Annotated in this window: 16 protein-coding genes; 12 read left to right on the top strand and 4 right to left on the bottom strand. The window is 72.5% G+C overall.

All coding sequences use genetic code 11. The annotated features are described in order from the left end of the window. Positions 1-86: 86 nt before the first annotated feature. Complete coding sequence (locus OG898_RS06215; RefSeq protein WP_266955480.1) at positions 87-1,160, top strand: AfsR/SARP family transcriptional regulator; 1,074 nt, start codon at positions 87-89, stop codon at positions 1,158-1,160. Positions 1,161-1,231: 71 nt separating this feature from the next. Here OG898_RS06215 and OG898_RS06210 read toward each other — a convergent pair whose 3' ends face one another. Next, positions 1,232-3,148 (bottom strand): FtsX-like permease family protein, encoded by a 1,917-nt coding sequence (locus tag OG898_RS06210; protein ID WP_266955478.1) that lies wholly within the window; start codon positions 3,146-3,148, stop codon positions 1,232-1,234. Between the two features lie 109 nt (positions 3,149-3,257). Here OG898_RS06210 and OG898_RS06205 point away from each other — a divergent pair, with 109 nt between their 5' ends. Together OG898_RS06205 and OG898_RS06200 are read left to right on the top strand one after the other, a co-directional pair. Continuing rightward, positions 3,258-4,541, top strand: a complete 1,284-nt coding sequence (locus tag OG898_RS06205) for a sensor histidine kinase (protein WP_266955476.1) — start codon at positions 3,258-3,260, stop codon at positions 4,539-4,541. Then, positions 4,511-5,197 carry a response regulator transcription factor gene (locus OG898_RS06200; RefSeq protein WP_250750626.1) on the top strand — a complete coding sequence of 229 codons (687 nt, stop codon included), beginning with the start codon at positions 4,511-4,513 and terminating at the stop codon, positions 5,195-5,197. Before OG898_RS06205 ends, OG898_RS06200 begins: the two co-directional genes overlap by 31 nt. A 74-nt stretch (positions 5,198-5,271) precedes the next feature. Here the strand turns inward: OG898_RS06200 and OG898_RS06195 are convergent, their stop codons facing one another. Further along, a complete protein-coding gene (locus tag OG898_RS06195) occupies positions 5,272-6,294 on the bottom strand; it encodes an SMP-30/gluconolactonase/LRE family protein (RefSeq protein ID WP_266955473.1) in 1,023 nt (340 codons plus the stop codon). A gap of 77 nt (positions 6,295-6,371) precedes the next feature. On the opposite strand from OG898_RS06195, the gene OG898_RS06190 reads away from it, so the two are divergent. From OG898_RS06190 to OG898_RS06170, 5 genes are all read left to right on the top strand, one after another. Then, a complete protein-coding gene (locus OG898_RS06190) occupies positions 6,372-6,809 on the top strand; it encodes a MarR family winged helix-turn-helix transcriptional regulator (protein WP_266955471.1) in 438 nt (145 codons plus the stop codon). Positions 6,810-7,142: 333 nt separating this feature from the next. Next, positions 7,143-8,198, top strand: a complete 1,056-nt coding sequence (locus OG898_RS06185) for an esterase family protein (protein ID WP_250750640.1) — start codon at positions 7,143-7,145, stop codon at positions 8,196-8,198. Positions 8,199-8,342: 144 nt separating this feature from the next. Beyond that, positions 8,343-9,551: an esterase family protein gene (locus OG898_RS06180; protein ID WP_250750632.1), complete on the top strand. Its 1,209-nt coding sequence runs from the start codon at positions 8,343-8,345 to the stop codon at positions 9,549-9,551. Beyond that, positions 9,467-10,351: a serine protease gene (locus OG898_RS06175; protein WP_250750634.1), complete on the top strand. Its 885-nt coding sequence runs from the start codon at positions 9,467-9,469 to the stop codon at positions 10,349-10,351. The genes OG898_RS06180 and OG898_RS06175 overlap by 85 nt, the downstream gene beginning before the upstream one ends. 414 nt (positions 10,352-10,765) lie before the next feature. Continuing rightward, positions 10,766-14,149, top strand: coding sequence for a HEAT repeat domain-containing protein (locus OG898_RS06170; protein WP_266955467.1), 3,384 nt, complete (start codon positions 10,766-10,768; stop codon positions 14,147-14,149). A gap of 13 nt (positions 14,150-14,162) precedes the next feature. On the opposite strand, the gene OG898_RS06165 is transcribed toward OG898_RS06170, so the two are convergent. Both OG898_RS06165 and OG898_RS06160 read right to left on the bottom strand, forming a co-directional pair. Next, entirely contained in the window at positions 14,163-15,053 is an 891-nt protein-coding gene (locus OG898_RS06165; protein WP_266955465.1) for an EamA family transporter, read from the bottom strand. Between the two features lie 91 nt (positions 15,054-15,144). Continuing rightward, a complete protein-coding gene (locus tag OG898_RS06160; protein WP_266955463.1) occupies positions 15,145-16,266 on the bottom strand; it encodes a pyridoxal-phosphate dependent enzyme in 1,122 nt (373 codons plus the stop codon). Positions 16,267-16,486: 220 nt separating this feature from the next. Here OG898_RS06160 and OG898_RS06155 point away from each other — a divergent pair, with 220 nt between their 5' ends. From OG898_RS06155 to OG898_RS06140, 4 genes are all read left to right on the top strand, one after another. Further along, positions 16,487-18,061: a S8 family peptidase gene (locus OG898_RS06155; RefSeq protein ID WP_266955461.1), complete on the top strand. Its 1,575-nt coding sequence runs from the start codon at positions 16,487-16,489 to the stop codon at positions 18,059-18,061. A 118-nt stretch (positions 18,062-18,179) separates the two neighbouring features. Further along, positions 18,180-19,355 carry a DUF4190 domain-containing protein gene (locus OG898_RS06150; RefSeq protein ID WP_266955459.1) on the top strand — a complete coding sequence of 392 codons (1,176 nt, stop codon included), beginning with the start codon at positions 18,180-18,182 and terminating at the stop codon, positions 19,353-19,355. Positions 19,356-19,481: 126 nt separating this feature from the next. Next, on the top strand, positions 19,482-20,234 hold the full coding sequence (locus tag OG898_RS06145) for a GntR family transcriptional regulator (RefSeq protein ID WP_266955457.1): 753 nt from the start codon (positions 19,482-19,484) through the stop codon (positions 20,232-20,234). Positions 20,235-20,692: 458 nt separating this feature from the next. Continuing rightward, entirely contained in the window at positions 20,693-22,384 is a 1,692-nt protein-coding gene (locus OG898_RS06140; protein WP_266955455.1) for a cytosine permease, read from the top strand. Positions 22,385-22,423: the final 39 nt, after the last annotated feature.

Below are 22,423 nucleotides of genomic sequence, written 5' to 3'. Positions count from 1 at the left end.
TGAACGAAGAAATTGATTTCGGTGTGTTGACCGCAGACCTCAGGGGCGGCGGTAGGCGAGGTACGGACATTGTCGTCGGACAGCGTTTGGGAGGCAGTACGAGGAGTGCGGCGAGTACGACGGGTACGACGGGTACACGGAGCACGCGGAGCGTCGCCGAGCTGGAGCGGGAAGTACGGGAACTCCGCCAGGCCAACGAGACGCTGAAGATGTACTTCACGATGGCGCTGGAGCTCGACCTCCAGTCCCCGCCTCCCGCCGCCGTCTTCGAGATGGCCCGCGAGCGGACTGGTGCGCACGCCGTCGCGCCCCAGCCCCCCGCTCCGCGGCCGCACGGCGGTGTCCGGTGGGCGCAGGAGGACCCGGAGGAGGCCCGGGACGCAGCGCCGGCCAAGGTCGAGTTCCGGGTCCTGGGTCCGATCGAGGCGACCATCGGCGGACGCTACGTGGACCTCGGGGCCACGAAGCAGCGGGCGGCGCTCACCCTGCTGGTCAGCCAGGTGGGCCAGCCCGTATCGGTGGACGTGCTCGTGGAAGCGCTGTGGGACGGCCAGCCCCCGCAGTCGGCGATCTCCTCGCTGCACGCCTACATCGCCAACCTGCGCCGGGTGCTGGAGCCGGACCGCGCACCGCGCAAGCCCGCGAAGGTGTTGCGCACCCGGGGTCGCGGCTACTTACTGGACAGCAGTGTCGTGGACGTGGACGCCCACCGGTTCGGCACCTGCGCGACCGCCGGCTGGCAGGCACTGGACCGGTGTGACCCGCAGCGGGCCCTCGACGAGTTCGAGGCCGGGCTCGCCCTGTGGCGCGGGGAGGCGTACGCGGAAGTCTCCGACGCCACCCACGTGTCGCCCGAGGTGGTGCGCCTGGAGGAACTGCGCCTCTCGGTGGTCGAGGGCCGCTGCGCGGCACTGATCGCCGTGGGCGCCCACGAAGTGGCCGTCTCGGAACTGGCGGGCTTCACCCAGTCCCATCCGCTGCGCGAATACGGCTGTGAACTCTTCAGCCTGGCCCTGTACCGGGCCGGACGTCAGGCCGACGCGCTCTCGGTGCTGCGGATGCATCAGCGGCGCATGGCCGAGGACCTGGGCATCTCGTCGAGCCCCGCGCTCCAGCGCCTCGAGGTGGAGATCCTGCGCCAGGCCCCGACCCTGGACTGAGCCGGGGCGGACCGGCCTCAGACCGAGGCCGGGGGAGACCGGCCTCAGACCAAGGCCGGGGGAGACCGGCCTCAGACCGAGGCCAACTCAGCCAACTCGGCACCGATACCGGGTGTTTCACCCGACCGCACCCTGCGCCGTCCTGTCCGGCGGCGCAGGGCGCGGGCCGCCGGCAGCAGGGTGCACAGGGCCGCGAGCACGGCGCAGAGACCGGCGACCGCCCCCATCGCGAGCCAGGGGACCACCACCGGCGAGTCCACCCCGAGGGCCGCGAGGGCGGCGCGCATGCCCGCCAGGTTGACCGCGGTGACCGCGGTCCCGAGGACGGTGCCGACCGCGACCGCGAGCAGGGATTCGGCCGTCGTCACCGCGAGGACCTGGCCCCGGGTGGCCCCGGCCAGCCGGAGCAGGCGCAGGTCGCCGGCCCGGTCGGAGGTGGCCATCAGCAGGGTGTTGGCCAGCGCGATCGCCGTGTAGAGCAGGGCGATGCCCAGGACCAGGACGTAGCCGAGCACCGTGAAGCGGTTCGTGCGCGGGTGCGTCGCCGTCAGCCACTCCTCCTTGGTGTGGGCCGTGGCCCCGTAACGGGCCGCCGCCGCGCGGACCGCGGGAGCCGCGGACGCGGGCGCCCGCACCTCGACGCGCGAGACCTCGGCGCCGGGCGCGTTGCGCGGGGTGACGTATGCCCCGTTGTTGCCGGTGCCCGTCCGCATCACCGCCACGATCCGCAGCCGGGCGGCGGTACCGTCCGCCCGCCACAGCGGTACCGAGTCGCCCACCCGGTGCTGCCACCACTCCTCCGTGACGATGATGCCGCCGTCGTCCAGGTCCGCGACCGAGCCCGCCACCACCGGCAGCCGGGAGACCTCCGCCAGCGCCGCCGGATCGACCGCCGAGGCCTCCGTCGGCACCTTCACGAACCCCTCCTCCAGCACCGTCAGCCGGGTGTCGGCCACCGCGAGGACGCTCCCCGCCGGGACGCCGGCGATCTCGGCGGAGTCCGGCAGCCGCCCGCCGGTCAGCACGTAGTCCGCGCCGGTCCGGGCACGGGCCTCCGCCGTCTTCGCCCCGGTCACCGTCCAGGCCGCGCCCAGCAGCGATCCGGTCAGCGCGACCATCACCAGCACCGGCGCCGCCACCGCGGCCGTCCGGCGGATCCCGGCGGCGGCGTTCGCCCGCACCACCCGGCCCGCGTAGGAGGTCAGCCGGACCGGGACCCACATCAGCAGCCGCACGACGGGCCGTACGAGCACCGGCGCCAGCATCCCGCACGCGGAGATCAGCAGCATCGGCTGCCAGGTGTACGTCTTGCGCTTGAGCAGCGTGCCCGGGTCGGAACCGAGCCGCCACGCCACGAAGGCGACCGCACCCAGCAGCAGCCCGCCCCCGGCCACCCAGCGCCCCGGGGTCATGGGCCGCTCGTCGGTCACGGCCTCGCGCAGCGCCTCCAGCGGACCGACCCGGCCCGCCCGCCGGGAAGCGGCGTACGCCCCCGACAGCGCGACCAGCAGCCCGGTCCAGAACGCCGTGTGCAGCGGCCAGGTCTGGTCCCCGATCGCGTACCCGGCGGGCGCCAGCCCCTGCGTCACCGTCCAGCGGGCCATCAGCGGCGCACCCGCCCGGCCCAGGACGATCCCGGCCGCCGACCCGGCCAGCCCGACGGCCGCCGCCTCCGTCATCACGAGGCGCCGCAGCTGCCCCGGCGTCGATCCGGCCAGCCGCAGCAGCCCCAGCTCGCGCCGCCGCGCGGCCACGGCGTAGGAGAAGGTCGACGCCACCACGAAGGCCGCCACGAACGAGCTCACCCCGCCCGCGGTGCCCAGCATGGAGTTGAGGCCCACCACTTCGGCACCATCCGGCAGCGCCGCCGAAGCGGCGAGCCCCAGCCCCATGACGGTCATCAGCGCGACCCCCAGGGCCACCGCCACGAACGTTCCCACCTGTGTCATCCAGCGCCGCCGCAGCGACCTCAACGCGATCTTCAGCATGGTTCCCAGCCAACCGGCCGCGCGGCCCCCGGTCAGCGGGGCAGGGGCGAGTCCCGAGGGTATGGCCAGCCCTACCGCGCCGCCCGCGCCCGCCGCCTACGGTGGACGCATGCCGCTCTCCCTCCCCGTCCCGGGCCGGTACCTGCGCACCGCCCGGCCGTGGCGCGCCGCCGCCTACCTGCTCTCCGGCGGCATCATCGGCGCGCTCGCCTTCGCCGTGCTGACCCTGCTCGCCGTGTCCGGGGCGGTGCTCGCCGTCGTCCTCGTGGGGCTTCCGCTGCTCGCCGCGCTCGCGCTGGCCGGCGTACCGTTCGCGGCCGTCGAGCGCCGCCGGCTGCGTTTGTGGGACCCGGGCTCCGCGCCGCTGCCCGACCCGCACCGCGATCCGGACCGTACGGGGCTCGCGGCGTGGGCCCGCACCCGCTTCCGCGAGCAGGCGACCTGGCGGGAACTGGGCTACGCGGTGCTCGCCGCCACCCTGCTGTGGCCGCTGGAACTGCTCGCCGTGGGCACCGCGCTCCTCCTGCCCGCCGACCTCCTGGCGACGCCGGTACTGCTCGCCCTCGACGGGGAACAGGCCAACCCCCTCAAGATCCACGGCATCACCGGCTACCCCGAGGCCCTGCTGTGCGCCGCCGTCGGCCTGCTCCTCCTGCCGCTCTTCCTCTACGCGCTCGGCGTGGCGGCGGCCGCCCGCGCGGCCCTGGCCCGGCTGATGCTCGGCCCCGGCCCCGCAGACCTGGCCGTCAAGGTCACCGAGCTGACCAGCTCCCGGGCCCGGCTGGCGGCCGCCTTCGACGCCGAACGGCGGCGCATCGAACGGGACTTGCACGACGGCGCGCAGCAGCGGCTCGTCGCGCTGTCCATGGCCCTGGGCCTGGCCCGGCTCGACGCCCCGCCCGGCAGCCCGCTCGCCGCGCAACTGGCCGCCGCACACGCCGAGGCCGGGCTGGCGCTGACCTCGCTGCGCGAGCTCGTCCACGGCATCCACCCGCAGGTGCTCAGCGACCGGGGCCTGCCCGACGCCGTCGCCGACATCGCCGACCGCTCGCCGATCCCGGTCGACACCGACTTCGACCTCCCCGGCCGGCTCCCCGAACCGGCAGAGTCCGCCGGGTACTTCTTCGTCAGCGAGGCCCTGGCCAACGCGGCCAAGCACAGCGGGGCGGGCCGCATCACCGTCACCGGACGGCACGACGGAACCCGGCTCACCGTGGAGGTGGCCGACGACGGCCGCGGCGGCGCGGACGCGGGGCGGGGGAGCGGACTGACGGGACTCGCCGACCGGGTGTCCGTCGTGGACGGCAGACTGACCCTGACCAGTCCTCCTGGAGGTCCGACCCTGCTGCGTGTGGAGATCCCTTGCGTTCCGAAGGCACCGAAGATCCGGTAAACGCCCCGGCGGGCCTGCGCGTGGTCCTCGCCGAGGACTCCGTGCTGCTCCGCGAGGGCCTCGTCGGTCTGCTCGCCCGCTTCGGCCACCGCACGGTGGCCGCCGTCGGCGACGCGGCCGCGCTCGAAGCGGCCGTCGCCGAGCACCGGCCGGACATCGTCGTCACCGACGTGCGGATGCCCCCGGACCACACCGACGAGGGACTGCGGGCGGCCGTGCGGCTGCGCGAGACCCGGCCGGACCTGCCCGTCCTGGTCCTCTCCCAGTACGTGCAGCGCTCGTACGCCGCCGAGCTGCTCGATTCCGGCGACGGGACGGCCGTCGGGTACCTGCTCAAGGACCGCGTCGGGCAGGTCGAGGAGTTCCTCGACGCGGTCGCGCGGGTGGCGGCCGGCGGGACCGTGGTCGACCCCGAGGTGGTGCGCCGGCTCATCAGCCGCCGCCGCGACCCCCTGGAACGGCTGACGGCCCGCGAGCGGGAGGTCCTCGCCCTGGTGGCCGAGGGACACTCCAACGCCGAGGTGTCCCGCCGGCTCACCGTCTCGGAGGCGGCGGTGGGCAAGCACATCGGGAACATCCTGATGAAGCTCGACCTGCCCCCGGCGCAGGAATCCCACCGCCGGGTCCTCGCGGTGCTGGCCTACCTGCGCGGCTGACGGAGCCGGCCGACGGAACCCGCCGACGGAGTCGGCCGCCGGAACCCGCCCGGACGTCAGTACCCGCCCGGACGTCAGAACCCGCGGACCGAGGCGACCGTGAACTGTGTCGGCGCGCCGCCGGTCGAGGGCAGCGGCCCGCCGTCCTTGTCGAACTGGGACCGGACCACCAGGGTCCGCCCCGGCACCTGCACCAGCGTGGTCGGGATCTGGAGCGCGGGGTCCGTGACGGTGCGGACCAGGCGGGCCCGCGTACCGTCGGCCGACACCTGCCAGCGGCTCAGGGTGTTGCGCGTGTTCTGGGCCGCGCGCAGCACCCCGCCGGGGGCGAGGTCGAGGCCGTCGGCGGTCTTCAGGTCCCCGCCGGTCAGGGCGACGCGGGACACCGCCCCGGAGACCGGGTCGATGCGGTGGAGATCGCCGGCCGTCATGTCGACGGTGAGCAGGAACCGCCCGGCCGGGTCCGCCGTGATGCCGTTGAGGCTGAAGCTGCCCGCCGGGGAGGGGGTGAGCAGCCCGCTCAGGTCGTACGCGGGCAGCAGCGGCCCGGAGCCTGCGGCGAGTTGCTCCGGGGTGACCCGGTAGACCACCGCGCGGACGCTGTCGGTGAGGTAGGCGGTGCCGTCCGGGGTGACGGCCAGGTCGTTGAGGAAGCGCGGCCCGCTCCCGGGGATCTCGAAGTGGGCGAGCCGGGCCCCCGAGCGGGTGTCGTAGACCGAGACGCCCGCGGTGGAGTCGGTCACCCAGAGCCGGCCGTGCCCGTCGACCCGCAGCCCGTTCGCGGTGTGCCGCCCGTCGGTGCCCGGGGGCAGGAAGACCTCCGCGGTGCGGGCGCCGGGGCGGGCCCGGTAGACGGCGCCGTTCGTGTAGGAGCCGACGTAGACCGTGCCGGAGCGGGGGTCGGCGGCTATGCCCTCCGGGAAGACCCGCTCGCCGGGCAGGGCGAAGGCGGTGGAGATGTCCGTACGGACTCCCCGGCCGACGGGGGCGTCGCCGGTCGAGGCCGAGGTCGAGGCCGAGGCGGCGGGGGCGGGGGCCGCGCCGAGGGTCAGGGCCGCGGTCAGGGTCAGCAGGGCGACGGGCAGGAGCCTCTTCATCGGACGTCCTCTTCTCTCCGGATGAGCACGAATGTAAGTTAGAGCTCTAATGCATGCAAGGGCTTTATGATGCGGGGATGACTTCCATGCCCGTCGAGCAGCGCATCGGCTCCTACCTCAAGCGCGCCGAGCAGGCGCTCGTCGGGGCCAAGAACGCGGCGGTGAAGCCGGCCGCAGTAACGGTTCCGCAGTACGCCGCCCTGCTCTGGCTCTCCGAGAAGCCCGGGATCTCCGCCGCCTCCCTCGCGCGGCTGTGCGGGGTGACGCCGCCGACCATGAACACCGTGCTGAAGAACCTCGTGGAGCGCGGACTCATCGAGCGGACCCCGCACGAACTCCACCGCAACGTCCTGGAGACCCGGCTCACCGACGAGGGGCGCTCCGCGATGGAGCTGGCCGACGCGGGGGCGGTGTCGGTGGAGCGGGCGCTCGCCGCCGAGTTCAGCGACGAGGAGCGGGAGCTGCTGATCGGACTGCTCGGGCGGTGCGCGGGCGTCCTCGATGCGCTGCGGTGAGCCGAGACGGGGTGCGCGGAATCCGGATCATGATTTTGCGCTGATTTGGAACTTTCCGGGGGATTCACACATCAGGACTAGGGGGATCCCAGTCCCTTCTGTCCCACCGGGGGGCAGTCATGACCGTTCGGAGCGAAGTTCGTGCACCAGGACCCGCAGCGTCCGCGGCCCGATGACCAGCCGTACCAGCCCTACCCGTCGCACCCGCAGGACCAGTCGTACCCACAGGACCAGTCGTACCGGTACGACCCTTCGTACCGGCAGGAGCAGCCGTACGTCCCCCCGCACATACCCGAGCCCCCGCAGCTCTCCGGCCGCACCCGCTCCCGCCGCGTGCTGTGGACCAGCGCGGCCGTGGCGTTCGTGCTCCTCCTCGGCGGTGGTGGCTTCGCCGCCTGGAAGCTGGACTGGTTCTCCGGCAACGGCTCCTCGGTGAGCTTCGGCAAGACCCCGCCCCCCGCCGACGCGGGGACGGCGCAGGGGAACCCGGGCCAGACCCCCGCGAGTCCGCCCGCGCCGACCGGCGACCCGGACGTGCAGCCGGCGACCGGCCCGAGCTCCGAGTTCAAGCAGACCACCAAGCTCGACGACGGCACGATCATCGCCAAGACCCGCCTCAAGGGAGCCAAGTCCGGCTTCGAGGGCGACGTCTGGGTGTGGACGCCGAAGGAGTACGCGGACCCGAAGTACGCCAAGAGCGGCTTCCCGGTGCTCATCGCGCTCCCCGGGGGCAACGGCTTCCCGAGCAACTACTGGGCCGACCGCAGCCTCGGCCTCCAGAAGGCCATCAGCGAGGGCGTCCAGGCCGGCACCAGCCTGCCGTTCATCGTGATCATGCCGGTGCTCAACCCGGACGCGAAGTACTACTACGACGGCTCCGACATACCCGGACAGCCCAAGATGGGCACCTGGATCGCCGAGGACGTCCCGGACTTCACCCGCGCCAACTTCCGTACGTACAAGTCCCGCGACGGCTGGGCCTTCATGGGCTCCTCCTCCGGCGCCTTCGTCGGCATGAAGCAGGTCCTCCAGCACCCGGACAAGTTCAAGGCCGTGATCGCGAGCGGCGGCGAGATCGTCCCCGACTCCCCGTTCTGGAAGGGCCACCAGGCGGAGATGGACGCGAACAACCCCGAGAAGCTCGCCCAGAAGCTGATCGACACGGGCGGTCCCGAGGTCTACATCAACTTCCAGATCGGGACCAAGGAGAGCGGCAAGGAGCGCATGACGCAGTTCCAGCAGAAGTACGCCAAGGGCCCGGTCAAGATGACCATCCGGGACATCCAGAACGGCGAGCACAACGGCTGGCACTACGTGCGCGGCATGAAGGAAGGCTCACTGGAATGGGTCAGCAAGGTCCTGAAGGGCCCGAAGCCCGAAACGGGCTGACCCGCTGACCCGCGTGGCCCTCGACACGTCCACCCGTCCCAGGCAACCCATCCGGTCGTTCATACCTCTGTTATGGATGTAAGGGGGACCAAACGGTCCAACCCACGCTCCCAGAGGGCGCCGGAGAAGGAACGGGAACGATCCGTGCACCAAGACCTGCAGGGTGACAGGGCCGCCACCACCGGGGACGGCGCGACCACGACCGAGGGCGCCGCCACGACCGCCACGAGCGGCGGCGGCGCCGGTCCCGAGGGCGCCGCCGGTCCCGGGGCCGGCCGCCCCAAGCGCCGGCTGCGCCTGATCCTGATCAGCGGGGGGCTCGGGCTCACCCTCCTGGCGGGCGGCGGGGCGGCCGCGTACCACTACGGCCTCTTCTCGGACATAGGCGATCCCGTCTCCTTCGGGAAGTCCCGGACCGCGGCCTCCACCGCCTCCGACACCGGGTCCGCACCCGGCGTACGCATGCCCACCGGGCCGAAGGCCGATTTCGTCCGGACCTCCCGGCTGCCGGACGGCACCCAGATCGCCAAGGCCACCCTGACGGGCAAGAAGTCCGGGTTCACGGGCGACGTCTGGGTGTGGGTGCCGAAGGAGTACGACGACCCGGCCTACGCCGACAGCGCCTTCCCGGTCCTGATCTCCCTGCCCGGCGGCCGCGGCTACCCCACGAACTACTGGGGGACGGGCCCCGGCCTCGGCCTCCAGCAGGCCGTGAGCGACGGGGCGAAGTCCGGCAAGAGCCTGCCCTTCATCCTGGTCATGCCGGTGCACAACGCCGACACCAAGCACCACTTCGACGCCTCGGACATCCCCGGAGAGCCCAAGATGGGCACCTGGATGGTCGAAGACGTCCCGGATTTCGCGAAGGCCAATTTCCGGACCTTCACCTCCCGCGACGGGTGGGCCTTCATGGGCTCCTCGGCGGGCGGATTCGGAGCCTTCAAGCACGTCCTGAAGTACCCCGACCGCTTCAAGGCGGCCATCGCGAGCGGGGTCGACATCGTCCCCGATTCCCCGCTGTGGAAGGGAAACACGCAGGCCATGGACGAGAACAACCCGGAGAAGCTCGCCGCGAAGCTGATCGCGGCGGGCGGCCCGGACGTCTACGTGAACTTCCAGATCGGCACCAAGGAGTCCGGCCGGGAAAAGGCCGAGCGGTTCATGAAGGACTACGGCAAGGGTCCCGTGCACACCACGCTGCAGGTGATCCAGGATGGTGAGCACAACGGGAAGTCCTACGTACGCGGGATGAGGGAGGGCGCACTGGAGTGGATCAGCAAGGTGATGTCCGCACCCACCCCGAAGCCCCGGCCGGCCCCGAGCGGCGGCGCGAGCGGCGCCGCCCCGCGGTGAGCCCCGGGCTCAAGGGGATCGTTTCGGCCGCCCTCGCGGGGGCCGTCGCACTGCTCGCCGTGGTGTTCGTCAGGGATTCCGGCGGCTACGAGGAACGCGGCGCGCTCCCCTTCCCCACCGTCGGCGTCCTCATGGCCAACGGCGAGCACTGGTGCACGGCCAGCGTCGTCGACAGCCCGCAGGGCAACGTCGTCGCCACCGCCGCGCACTGCGTGGCCCCCGCCGGCGAGGACGGGCGGCCGGGCGAGGCCGCGCACGACGGGCTGGCCATCGGCGAGCTGGCCTTCGCCCCCGCCTTCTCCGGGGAGGGCTCCGGGCAGCGGCCGCTCGGCGTGTGGAAGGTGCGCTCCGTCCAGGTCGACGAGCGCTGGACGAAGTGGGGCGAGGACACCGCCGACTTCGCCTTCCTCACCGTCGAACCGGACGCGGACGGGCGCAGCCTGCAAGAGGTCGTCGGACACGGCGAGGCCCCGAAGCCCGTGTGGACCTCCGGCTACGAGCGGGAGGTGACCGTCGTCGGCTATCCGCAGTCCGAGCACAACCCCGAGAACAAGCCCGTCGCCTGTACGACGCAGAGCCGGCACGACGAGGACGACCCCGCGATGCTCTACATCAACTGCTCGGGGTTCTGGACGGGGACGAGCGGCAGCCCGTGGATCGCCGACCGCGGCGGGCCGGGGCGGCCGGGCCAGCTCATCGGGGTGCTGAGCGGCGGGGACACGGACGTGGACTCCACGGCCGCCCTGTTCGACGACCGCGCGAAGGCCCTGTACGAGCGGGCGGCGAAGCAGAGCGGTTGAGATCCACCGGTCACGTGTCACGTACGGTCACCCGCCCCGCCGTCCCCCGGGCCGGCCGGCACGGACCCCCTCCGGGCGGCTGCGCGCCGGCGCAGGACCACGGCGCCGAGCCGAACAGCGGCGTTGACCAGCCCGATGATTCCGGTGGCTGCCTGCATCCACGTCTGCCATTCCTCCACGGTGACGCCCCTCTCGCGATGGCGGGCCGATCTGCCCGCTGAATCAAGGGTGTTGGCGCCCGGACGGCGGGGAAGGAAGTGGCGACGAAACGCGTACGCGGGGGACGCGGCACGTCCGGCGGCGGGGTCGTGACCAGCGCAGACGTCCGGCCGCCGCGATCCGCTGCGCGTACGGTCCGCGAACGCCGGGCCGACGGGAGGCCCGGGCGCGGTGTCCGGGCGAGGAGGGGCGCACGTGGCGACGTTCGGGAAGGAACACTGGCCGTCCGACGGGCCGCTCCGTGCGCTGCTCGAATACCTCGACGACATCCACCGGGAGGCCGGCCGGCCCTCCTTCGCGGAGCTGGGCCGACAGGTCGGGTTGGCCCAGAGCACGCTCTCGCCGTTCTTCACCGGACGCCGCCTGATCTCCCAGGGGAACCTCCACCTCGTGGTGGAGGCCCTCGACGGAGACCCGGCCAAGGCGGAACGCCTCCGCAAGCGGGCCGCCGCCGCCCGGGCCGACACACCCCCGCTCCGGGCCTCGGACCCGGCGCCGGCCCCTGACCCCCTGCGCGCCTACCTCGAAGGCCTCCTTCCCGCACTGGAGCACTGGGCCCAGCACGAAGGGCGCCCGCGCTACGTGCCCGAGGACCTCGACCTCTTCGCCCTCCCGCGCTCCGTCCGCATACGTCACGCCGCGGACCCCGCCCCCGTGGCCTGGTCCGAGGCCGCCGGACGGTACCGCCACCTCGTCGTCCTGGGCGACGCGGGGATGGGCAAGTCCTGGCTGATCCGCTCGGAGACCGCACGGCGCGCCCGTACGGCCCTGGAAGCACTGGGAGAGGGGAGCGAGCCCGCGGCATCCGAGCTCCCCGTGCCCGTACGGGCCGACGAACTCGCAGCCCTGCCCCACGACCGCCTCGTCGAAGCCCTCGTGGACCGCCTCTCCGTCTGGCATCCGGTGCCCACATCCCTACGGAACACCCTCGCCGCCCTGCTGGCCGAGGGCCGGGCCACCCTGCTCGTGGACGCCCTCGACGAACTGCCCGGGCGCGCGGAGCGGGGCCGGGTGGACCACCTGCTGTCCCACTGGAGCGAGCGGATCGGCGGCGGCTTGCTGGTGACCAGCAGGGTGGCCGGCTACACCGGGCCGCCGACATCCTCCCGTTCGACGGTGGAGGCCCAGCTCCTGCCGCTGGGCCGCGCGGCGGTCGACACGTTGATCGACCTGTGGGGGCTGTCCGCCCCGGCCGCGGCCGCCCTGCGGGAGCGCGTGGCCAACGACGCCGCCGTCGCGGCCTTGGTCGAAGCGCCCCTCATGGCGGCCCTGCTGTGCGGTCTGGCCGAAGAGGGAGACGACCTCCCCGCGCAGCCGTCCGCGGTGCTGGAACGGGTGGTGCGCCGGTTCCTGGGCGCCGAGAACCGCTGGCCGACGACCCCGGTGGTCGAACCGGCCGAGGTGGACCGCCTGATCAGCGTGCTCGCACCCCTGGCCCACGCCTTCGCCTCCGACCCCGAGGGCTGGCGGGACCGCATGTCGGGCCAGCGCATCCTCACCGTGCTGCGCGGCCACTCCAAGGAACTGGCCGGGGCCGGCTACGACCCGGCGGGCGCGCTGAGGCTGTTCTCCGTCGAGGCGGGCATGCTGGCCCCCGCCGCGGACCACCGCCCCGGCGCGGACGTCCCGTACCTCTTCGTGCACCGCTACTTCGCGGTGTTCCTCGTCGCGGTGCACCTGTCGGAGCTGTCGGCGGGGGAGCTCATCGAGGAGCTGGCCGAGGATCGCTGTCTGCACTACGAATGGCGGACCGCATGGGCCATGGCCGGCGGCATCCTGGCCCGCCAGGACCGCACGGCCACGGTGATGCGGATGGTCGAGCACCTGCTGCACCTTCCTCTGGACCCGTTCCACGGAGCGCTGTTCGCTGCCCTCCGGATCCTCGCGGAGCTGCCCGACCACCGTTCCGTCCCGCCACAGGTCTCGGCCGAGGCGGCCCGGCGGGTCACGCACCTCCTGACCCCGGAATCGGAGCGGTCGGGAACCGCCGACTTCCTGCACAGATGGCTCCCCAACCTGCCGCCCGCGGTCACCGCCGAGGTGCTGGACCTGGCCCGCACGTCGGACGATCCCCAGGTCGTCGCCGTGGCCCGGCGCAGCTTGTCCATGGTTGGTACGGATGAAGTCGACACGTTGCTGATCGAACGGCTGGTCTTCGGCGAGGCGAACCAAGATGACTGGGAGGTGCTGGCCGGGCGGCACGGGGAAAGGCCGGCCCGGGCCCTGCTGGAAGCCGTCAGGGATCCGCGCGGTGTAATGATGACGAGCCCGGGGGACGCGCTGGCCGCCGGCGCCGTGGACCTGGTACTGGCTGAAATCCTGGCCCTGCTGGAGCATCCGGCGGCGATATCCCGGCTCAACGCGGTGTGCGCTCTGCGCCATCGTCACACCGACGACAGGGTTCTGACCGGGCTCATAAAGGCTGCCACCGACGACGAGGAGATCGCGGTGCGGATGGCGGCGGCAGAGATCCTGGCGACGGCACCGGACCCTCGCGCCACCGAAGCCCTGCGGACGCTGACCGCCGACTCGAGCTTCACCCTGTCCCACTGGGCAGCGCACCTGCTTGACGAGGCAGGCCACACCGCCGAGCCGGAACGTTCGGAGCCCGGGACCCAAAGCCGCGCGGACGACCCGCTGAGCTGGGATCAGCAGGCCCTTGTCGCCGCGATCGCCGCCGACGATCGCCCGGTCGCTGCTGCCAACCGGCTGCGCGGCACGGACGACCCCCGCATCGTGAGGGAACTGCTCGGGTTCCTGTCCGACGAACGGCCCTACACGGTGCGGGCCGCGGCCCTTGCCCTAGGTGAGACCGTCACCGCGGAGGTCACCCATGCCCTGATGGGCCTGATGGCGCATCCCGACCCCGAGGTCCGTCTGGCGGTCCTGGGCGCCGCGGGCCTGCTGAATGAGGCCCGGCGTCCCCGGAGCGCCCTCGCCGCCGACCTCCCGGACCTGCTGGCCGACCCCGATCCCCGGATCAGGCACGCGGCACTGATCCTGCTGGCCGACTTGCCTGCCGGACCAGCCCTCTTCGACCCCGTCGCCGAACTCCTCGACGACGAGGACCACGCCGTCCGGAGCCGCGCCCGGAAGGTACTGGCGGAATGGCCGGCCAGCATGATGCTCGACCTGATCGCCGATCGGGCGGGCACCGCCCGCCCTACTCTGCTCCTGCCGCTGTACTCGGTCGCGCAACCACTCGCTGTCGCTTCCTGGAACACCGTGGCCCCGGAACGGCGGGCTGATCTGCGCCATCGACTGGCGCAACTGACCCGAGAAGCAGCCGAGTTCCGCTCCACAACGCCGCCGGAGCCCGAGTCCGAGCCCGAGGGAGCGGGCACACCGGACGAGCTCGCCATCGTCCTGCTCAGGGGGACGAACATGTTCGGGGACAGGATCTTCACGTACGTTCAGATCTCGCTCCTCCGCATTCGCTCCCTCATGCAGATCCTCGCGAAATCTTGGGAGTTCAGCCCTCTTGATCTGGGTGAGGTCGTGGCCGCCGGGCACGGAGAGCCGGATGCGGAGGTCATTGCCGAGTTCGGCCATACCAAGTACAGCATCTCGTTCGATTAGGGGGAGTGACGACTCAGCCCCGTCGCTCAGTGCTGACGATCACGCACACCGCCGCCACCACGATCCCGCCACCGAGCAGGATCGGCCAGGTCAGGGCCTCGTCGAGGATGAGCCAGCCCAGGGCGACGGCCACGACCGGGTTCACGTAGGCGTACGTGGCCACGAGCGAGAGCGGAGCCGCGCGCAGCAGCCACACGTACGCGGTGAAGCCGACGAGCGAGCCGAACAGCACGAGGTAGCCCAGGGCCAGCCAGGACGCGGTGGAGTACGAGGTGAGGTCCAGCCCGTGCTGTTCGCCGCGGCACAGGCCGACGACGATCCCGCCGACCCCGCCCGCGAGCATCTGGTACGCGCTGCCGGTGAAGGGGTTCGCGGGCAGGGTCAGCTTCGAGCCGGAGAAGGAGCCGAGCGACCAGCACACCGAGCCGGCCAGCACCAGGAGCACCCCGCCGAGCGCGATCTCCCCGCCGAGCCCCGGACTGGTCAGGACGGCGAGCCCGCCGAGGCCCAGCAGCACCCCGGCCACGGTGCGGGCGGAGGGGCGGTCGCCGGAGCCGGCGCGCAGGACGACCAGCCACATCGGGACCGCGGCCACCAGGAGGGCGGCGAGTCCGGACGGGATCGAGGTCTCGGCGAGGACGACGAGGCCGTTGCCGCCGAGCACCAGCAGCAGCCCGACCAGGACGGCCGCGCGCACCTGGGCGCCGGTGGCCTTGAGGGCGGCCGGGCCGTCGCGCCAGGCGACGAGGCCGGCCAGGAGGAGTCCGGCGGTGATGAAGCGGGCCCCGGCGGAGAGGAACGGGGGCATGGTCTCGACGACGATCCGGATGCCGAGGTAGGTCGAACCCCAGACGACGTAGACGAGGGCGAGGGCGATCCAGACACGGGCCGTTGGGGTGCGCATGACGCGGAGCCTATGTCGTTGTCCCTTGCATCCATCGCCGGGTCCCCGGACCGGGCCGCTCCGGTCGGACCGCGGTCGGCCGCCGCTCCCGTCAGGCCGCCGGCGCCGCCAGGCCCGTCTTGGCGCCCGCGCCGCAGAGCGGGACGACCGCGGTGCGGCCCCGGAGGGGGTCGTCGGGTGCGGTGGGCCCGACCGCGGCCCAGCAGGCGGCGGCCGTGGGCTCCACGAAGAGCCCGCGCCGGGCCAGGTCGAGCTGGGCCGCGCGGACCTGCTCGTCGGTGACGGTCAGGAAGGTACCGCCGGCCTTGCGGACGGCCGCCAGGATCTGGCGGGCCCGCGGCGGAGCCGGGATCGCGATCCCCTCGGCCAGGGTGGGGAGTTGGGGGACGGCGCCGGCGTCCTCGGCGCCCGCGTGGAAGGCGGAGGCCAGCGGGGCGACGGCCGCCGACTGGACGGCGATCAGCGTCGGCGGGCGGACCCCGCGACGGGCCAGCTCCTCCACCGCCAGCGCGGCCCCGAGCAGCAGCGTGCCGTTGCCGACCGGGACGACGATCACCTCGGGCAGGTGGCCGCCCAGCGCCTCCCAGATCTCGTAGACGTACGTCTTGGTGCCGTGCAGGAAGTACGGGTTGAAGACGTGACTGGCGTAGAACACCCCCGGCAGGTCGGCCGCTTCGCGGGCCGCCACCGCCGCCGCCTCGCGTCCGCCCGGCACCACCGTCACCGTCGCGCCGTGCGCGCGCATCTGCTCCGTCTTCTTCGCCGAGGTGCCCTCCGGCACGAAGACCTCGCAGCTCAGCCCGGCCCGTGCGCAGTAGGCCGCGAAGGCCGTACCGGCGTTGCCGCTGCTGTCGGCCACCACCCGCTCGGGCCCCAGCCGGCGCGCCACCTCCGCGAGCATCACCGCGCCGCGGTCCTTGAAGGACAGCGTGGGCATCAGGAAGTCGAGCTTGGCGTGCACCCGCTCCGACAGGGGCACCAGCGGGGTGTTCCCCTCCGCCAGCGTGACGGCGAAGGCCCCCGTCAGCGGCAGGGCGGAGCCGTAGCGCCAGAGCGAGTGGGGCCCGGCCGCGGGATCCAGCACGGCGGCCGGGTCGGGGACGAAGTCGAGGTCCCACGGGCCGCCACAGAGCGGGCAGCACCACGGAGCCGTCCGGGCGTCGGCGCGGGTGCCGTCGTCGGCGCAGACGTAGCCGGGTAGTGCGTGCGTCATGTGCGGTGAGCCTTTGCTCGTTCATGGCCGAGGTATGGCACGGATGTTACGCGTTCGTTGTCCTCTTGTGGTGGAGCGACTCCGTGGGTCAACCTTTCGTCAGCGGCGCATCGTTGGGCCGAATTGATTGTCATGGGCATGTCTAAAAGCCATGCCCTGACGACAGGCCCGACGGCTGCGCACCCCCCGCAGCGCACCACCTATGAGGAGGACCCCTCACATGTCCGCGACGCGTCACACCCGCCGGAAGATCACCGGCATCGGAGCGACCGCCACACTGGCCCTCGCCCTCGGAGCCGCACTCGCGTTACCCGCCTCGGCGGCCCCGCTCGCCCCGCAGGGCGTCATCGAGAACGCCGGCGCGGAGGGCACCATCTCCGGCAGCTACATCGTGACCCTGAACGACTCCGCCGCCCGCTCCACGGCCGACAGCGGCAAGGCCGTGGCCAAGCGGTACGGCGCGAGGATCGACCGGACCTACAGCGCGGCCCTCAACGGCTACTCCATCGAGGTCTCCGAGGCGCAGGCCAAGAAGCTCGCGGCCGACCCAGCCGTCAAGTCGGTCGTGCAGAACCGGGTGTTCACCGTCGACACCACCCAGCCGAACCCGCCGTCCTGGGGCCTGGACCGGATCGACCAGGCGGCCCTGCCGCTGAACCAGAGCTACACCTACCCGGACAAGGCCGGCGAGGGCGTGACGGCGTACATCATCGACACGGGCGTCCGGAAGACCCACCAGGACTTCGGCGGCCGCGCCTCCGACGGATTCGACGCCATCGACAACGACAACACCGCCCAGGACGGCCACGGCCACGGCACGCACGTCGCCGGCACCGTCGCGGGCACCGCGTACGGCGTGGCCAAGAAGGCCAAGATCGTCGGCGTGCGCGTGCTCGACAACAACGGCTCCGGTACGACCGCCCAGGTCGTCGCCGGCATCGACTGGGTGACCCGCAACGCCGTCAAGCCGGCCGTGGCGAACATGTCCCTCGGCGGCGGCGCGGACTCCGCGCTGGACACCGCGGTGCGCAACTCCATAGCCAGCGGCATCACGTACGGGGTCGCGGCGGGCAACGAGTCCACCAACGCGAACACCAAGTCCCCGGCCCGCGTGACCGAGGCCATCACCGTCGGCGCCACCACCAGCACCGACGCCAAGGCGAGCTACTCCAACTACGGCGCCGTCCTGGACCTCTTCGCCCCCGGCTCCAACATCACCTCCTCGTGGGGCACCGGCGACACCGCCACGAACACCATCTCCGGCACCTCGATGGCGACCCCGCACGTGGTCGGCGCCGCCGCCCTCCACCTCGCCGCCAACCCGACGGCCACCCCGGCCCAGGTCTCCACGGCCCTGGTGAACGCGGCCACGCCGAACGTCGTGACCAGCCCCGGCACCGGCTCCCCGAACCGGCTGCTCAACATCGGCAACTCCACCACCCCGCCGAACCCGGGCACCCGCTTCGAGAACACCGCCGACTACGCGATCGCCGACAACTCCACCGTCGACTCGCCGATCACCGTCAGCGGGATCTCCGGCAACGCCCCGGCCACGCTGAGCGTCTCGGTCGACATCAAGCACACCTACATCGGTGACCTGAAGGTCGACCTGGTCGCCCCCGACGGCACCCTGTACAACCTGCACAACCGCTCCGGCGGCAGCGCGGACAACATCATCAAGTCCGTCACGGTCAACGCCTCCTCCGAGGTGGCCAACGGAGTGTGGAAGCTCCGGGTCAACGACAACGCGAACATCGACACCGGAAAGATCGACTCCTGGGCGCTCCAGTTCTGAGCCCGGGTCCCGACCCCGGTGCGGTAGGGACGCGATGAACCCGGCGGGGGCGGCCGTTTCGACGGCCGCCCCCGCTGCGTACCATTCGCGCATTCGTTCGCCTCCCTCCTGGAGCCCCGTGACCACCCAGCCCCCGCACCACTGGCCCGCCCCGCCCCCGCAGGGGTACGCGTACGGGCCGCGCCCGCTCAACGGCTTCGCGCTCGCCTCCCTGCTCGTCGGGCTGCTCTGCTTCCCGCCGCTCGGCATCGTCTTCGCGATCGTGGCCCTCGTGCAGATCGGGAAGAACGGTGAACGGGGCAAGGCGCTCGCCGTCTGGGGGCTGGCGGTGTCGCTGGTGATGAGCCTCGCCGTCGCCGTCGCCCTCCCCGTGCTCGGACGGGCCCTGGACACCCTCGGCGAACGGAGCGGCTCCCGGCGCGCGGCGCAGCTCCGCGAGGACGTGGAGGGCACGCTCGTGGACGCCTCCGAACTGCGCGTCGGGCACTGCTTCAACGTGGCCGGCGGTGACCTGCTCGCCGAGGCACCCCTCGTGTTCCGGATCGACTGCGCCGAGGTCCACGACGCGGAGGTGACCTCAGCGACCTCGATGAGCGAGCAGACGTTCCCCGGGGCGGAGCGGATGAGGAACACCGCCTCGGAGGACTGCTGGAGCGCGCAGGACGCGTACGCGATGGACACCTGGGCCCTGCCCGCGTACGCGGAGCTGTACTACTTCGCCCCCTCGCGCCGCAGCTGGAGCTACGGGGACCGGCGGATCGTGTGCGTGATCGGCACCCCGGACCGGGAGCACCGCGGCAGCCTGCGCAACGACGCGGGCATGCTGACGCCCGAGCAGGTGGCCTTCCTGAAGGTCATGAAGGAGGTGGACGAGGCGCTGGGGAAGCAGCCGGACGAAGAGGTGGCCGACGCGCTGCAGGCCTACAACGGCTGGGCGTGGACGATGGATGCGGCGCTGGGCGCCGAGTCGCGGTTCCTGGACACGGTGAAGGGGCGGCCCGAACTGGCCGGTCCGGCCGGGGTGCAGCGGGAGCGGCTGGAGGTCGCACGGCTCGCGTGGCAGCAGGCGGAGCGGGCGAAGACCGAGGAAGCGTTCCTGGACGCGTGGGACCGGGCGACCGCCGCGCTGCCGGTGGAGCTGGAGAAGGCGCTGCGCGGGGCGTACGGGCTGTCGACGACGGTTCCCGAGTGGCTGGTGGGACCCGAGGGGGACATGGGGCGCGAGGGGGAAGGGTCGGGTCCGCCGGGCACCTCGCCGGGTCCCGCCCGGAGCCCTTCCCGGGAGTCCACGTAACGCGTGTGACGCGTGGGTTTGAGTGACCTGGCTTCATCACTTCGGGTGAAACTCTGGCCCTTGCTTGCGATGGACAACCGTCGGTTGCCAGGGTGTAGCTGTCTGTCAACCTGATGGGAGTGGCCTGTGACTTTCGGCGAGCAGCCGGCCTATCTGCGCGTCGCCGGGGATCTGCGACGGAAGATCGTCGATGGGTCCCTGCCTCCGCACGCCCGGCTCCCTTCGCAGGCCCGGATCCGTGAGGAGTACGGGGTCTCCGACACGGTGGCCCTGGAGGCGCGCAAGGTCCTCATGGCGGAAGGACTGGTCGAGGGCCGGTCCGGATCCGGCACCTACGTGCGCGAGCAACCCGTCCCGCGGCGCGTCGCCCGCTCCGGCTACCGCACCGGCGGGACATCGACCCCCTTCCGGCAGGAGCAGGCGGAGGCGGGCGCGCGCGGCACCTGGGACTCCAGCAGCGAACAGGCCGCCGCCCCGGCCGACATCGCGAAGCGGCTCGGCATCGAGCCGGGCGAGCGGGTCATGCGGACGCGGTACGTCTACCGCGACGCGGGCGAGGCGATGATGCTGTCGACCTCCTGGGAGCCGCTGGCCGTGACCGGCCGGAGCCCGGTGATGCTGCCGGAGGAGGGCCCCCTGGGCGGATCCGGGGTGGTGGACCGCATGGCCGCGATCGACGTGGTCGTGGACAACGTGGTCGAGGAGGTCGGCGCGCGGCCGGGCCTGGCGGAGGAGAACATGCAGCTCGGCGGGGTGCCGGGGCATGTGGTCCTGGTGATCGGGCGCACGTACTTCGCGTCCGGCCGCGCCGTGGAAACGGCAGACGTCGTCATCCCGGCCGACCGCTACCGCCTGGCGTACCACCTGCCGGTGCGGTGAACCCGGGGGCGTGCCGGGGCCCGGGCGGGCGCCGGCCCCGGGGTGCGCCGTCCCGTGCACCGTGCGGCACCGCTGCCGGGGACCAGTCCCTGGACCCCTGCTCCTCAAACGCCGGAGGGGCTGGATTCGGCCCGCGCCAGCCCGTACGTGGCCGTTGGCCGGTTGGATTGCCCGCAGGGCAGTCCAGGAGCGCAGCGCCGAGGGCCGGGGCGCCGGCCCGCCGCTGCGCCCGGTAGCGCTGCGCGCGTGTGCGGCCGACGCCGACCAGAATCCAGCCCCTCCGGCGTTTGAGGAGCGGGGGTCCGGGGGCGGAGCCCCTGGCAGCGGCGCCGCACCGGAACGCGGACACGGGGTCGCGGGGGGTGTAACCCCGCTGTCACGCCGGGTCCGGGGGCGTAACCACCGGGCAACGCCGGAGGGTGACGGGCCGTCACGCGCGGGCCCTACCTTCCGGCGGTATGACCGATACCGCCACCCCCGCCCCGGCCCCGGCCTCCGCACCGCCCCGCCGGAGCTACGCCAAGCTCGCCGCCGACGAGAGCCGCGAGGACTACTCGCTCAGATACGCGCCCCACTCCTTCCGCCGCTGGGGCCCCGGCACCGTCGCCGGCACCGCCCTCGGCGGCATCGCCTACCTCGCCGACTTCGCCATCGGCGCCTCCATCGTCTTCGCCTACGGCTTCACCAGCGGGGCCGCCGCGATCCTGGCGGCCGCCGTCGTCATCTTCCTGACCGGCATCCCCATCGCCCGCGCCTGCGCAAAGTACGGCCTGGACATGGACCTGGTCACCCGGGGTGCGGGCTTCGGGTACTTCGGCTCCACCCTCACCTCGCTCATCTACGCCTCGTTCACCTTCATCTTCTTCGCGCTCGAAGGCTCGATCATGGCCCAGGCCATGCACCAGGCCGTCGGACTGCCCGTGGAGATCGGGTACCTGATCACCACGCTCATCGTCATCCCGATCGTCTTCAAGGGCATGGGCGCCCTCGCCAAGGTGCAGGCGTGGACCCAGCCGATCTGGCTGATCGGGCTGGTGCTGCCCTTCCTCGTGCTCGCCTTCGAGGCCCCCGACGCCTGGGGCGCCTTCGCGCACTTCGGCGGGACGGAAGGAGCCGGCTCCGGCTTCTCCTGGATCGGCTTCGGCTTCGGCACCGGCATCGCGCTCTCGCTCATCGCGCAGATCGGCGAGCAGGCCGACTACCTGCGGTTCATGCCCGCCAAGACCCCGGCCAACAGCCGCCGCTGGAACCTCGCCGTGCTCGCCGCCGGTCCCGGCTGGGTGATCATCGGCGCCGCCAAGCAGCTCGGCGGCGCCTTCCTCGCCTTCGTCGCCCTGGAGGCCGTCGGCAAGACCCACGCGCTGGAGCCGATCGCCCCGCAGCTGGAGGCGCTGCGCCCCTGGCTCGGCGGTCTCGCACTGCCCGTCGCCGCCCTGTTCGTCATCGTGTCCCAGATCAAGATCAACGTCACGAACGCCTACAGCGGCTCGCTGTCCTGGTCGAACTTCTTCTCCCGGGTCACCCACCGCCACCCCGGCCGCGTCTGGTACATCTTCCTCAACCTCGGCATCGCGCTGACGCTGATGGAGCTCAACATGTTCGCGATGCTCGGCAAACTGCTGGGCTTCTACTCCAACGTCGGCATCGCCTGGATCGTCGCCGTCGCCGCCGACCTCGTGATCAACAAGCGGCTCGGGCTCAGCCCGCCGTACATCGAGTTCAAGCGGGCCTACCTCTACTCGGTCAATCCGGCCGGTTTCGGCTCGATGGTGATCGCTTCCACCGTCTCGATCCTCGCCTTCTTCGGCTTTTTCGGGACATACGCGGAGGCCTTCTCCACCTTCATTGCGGCCGGACTCGCGCTCGTCCTCTGCCCGTTGATCGCCTGGGCGACGAAGGGGAAGTACTACCTGGCCAGGCCGAACACGGTCAACGGCCCGGACGTGGCCGCCCCGGACATCACCGCCACGCACCTCTGTGCCGTCTGCGAGTCCGCGTACGAGCTCCCGGACATCGCCGACTGCCCCGTCGTCTCCGGCCCGATCTGCTCGCTCTGTTGTTCCCTCGACGCCACCTGCGGGGACGTGTGCCGCAAGGCGGACGCGGGCGGGGCGGTGATCCTGCCGCTGCCGACCGTGCGCGGGCTCTGAACCGGCGCGCACGGCCCGCTCGTACGCATGGCCGGATGC

Source organism: Streptomyces sp. NBC_00193, assembly GCF_026342735.1.
Classification (GTDB): domain Bacteria; phylum Actinomycetota; class Actinomycetes; order Streptomycetales; family Streptomycetaceae; genus Streptomyces; species Streptomyces stoeckheimensis.
This window is presented reverse-complemented; position numbering and strand designations above follow the sequence as displayed.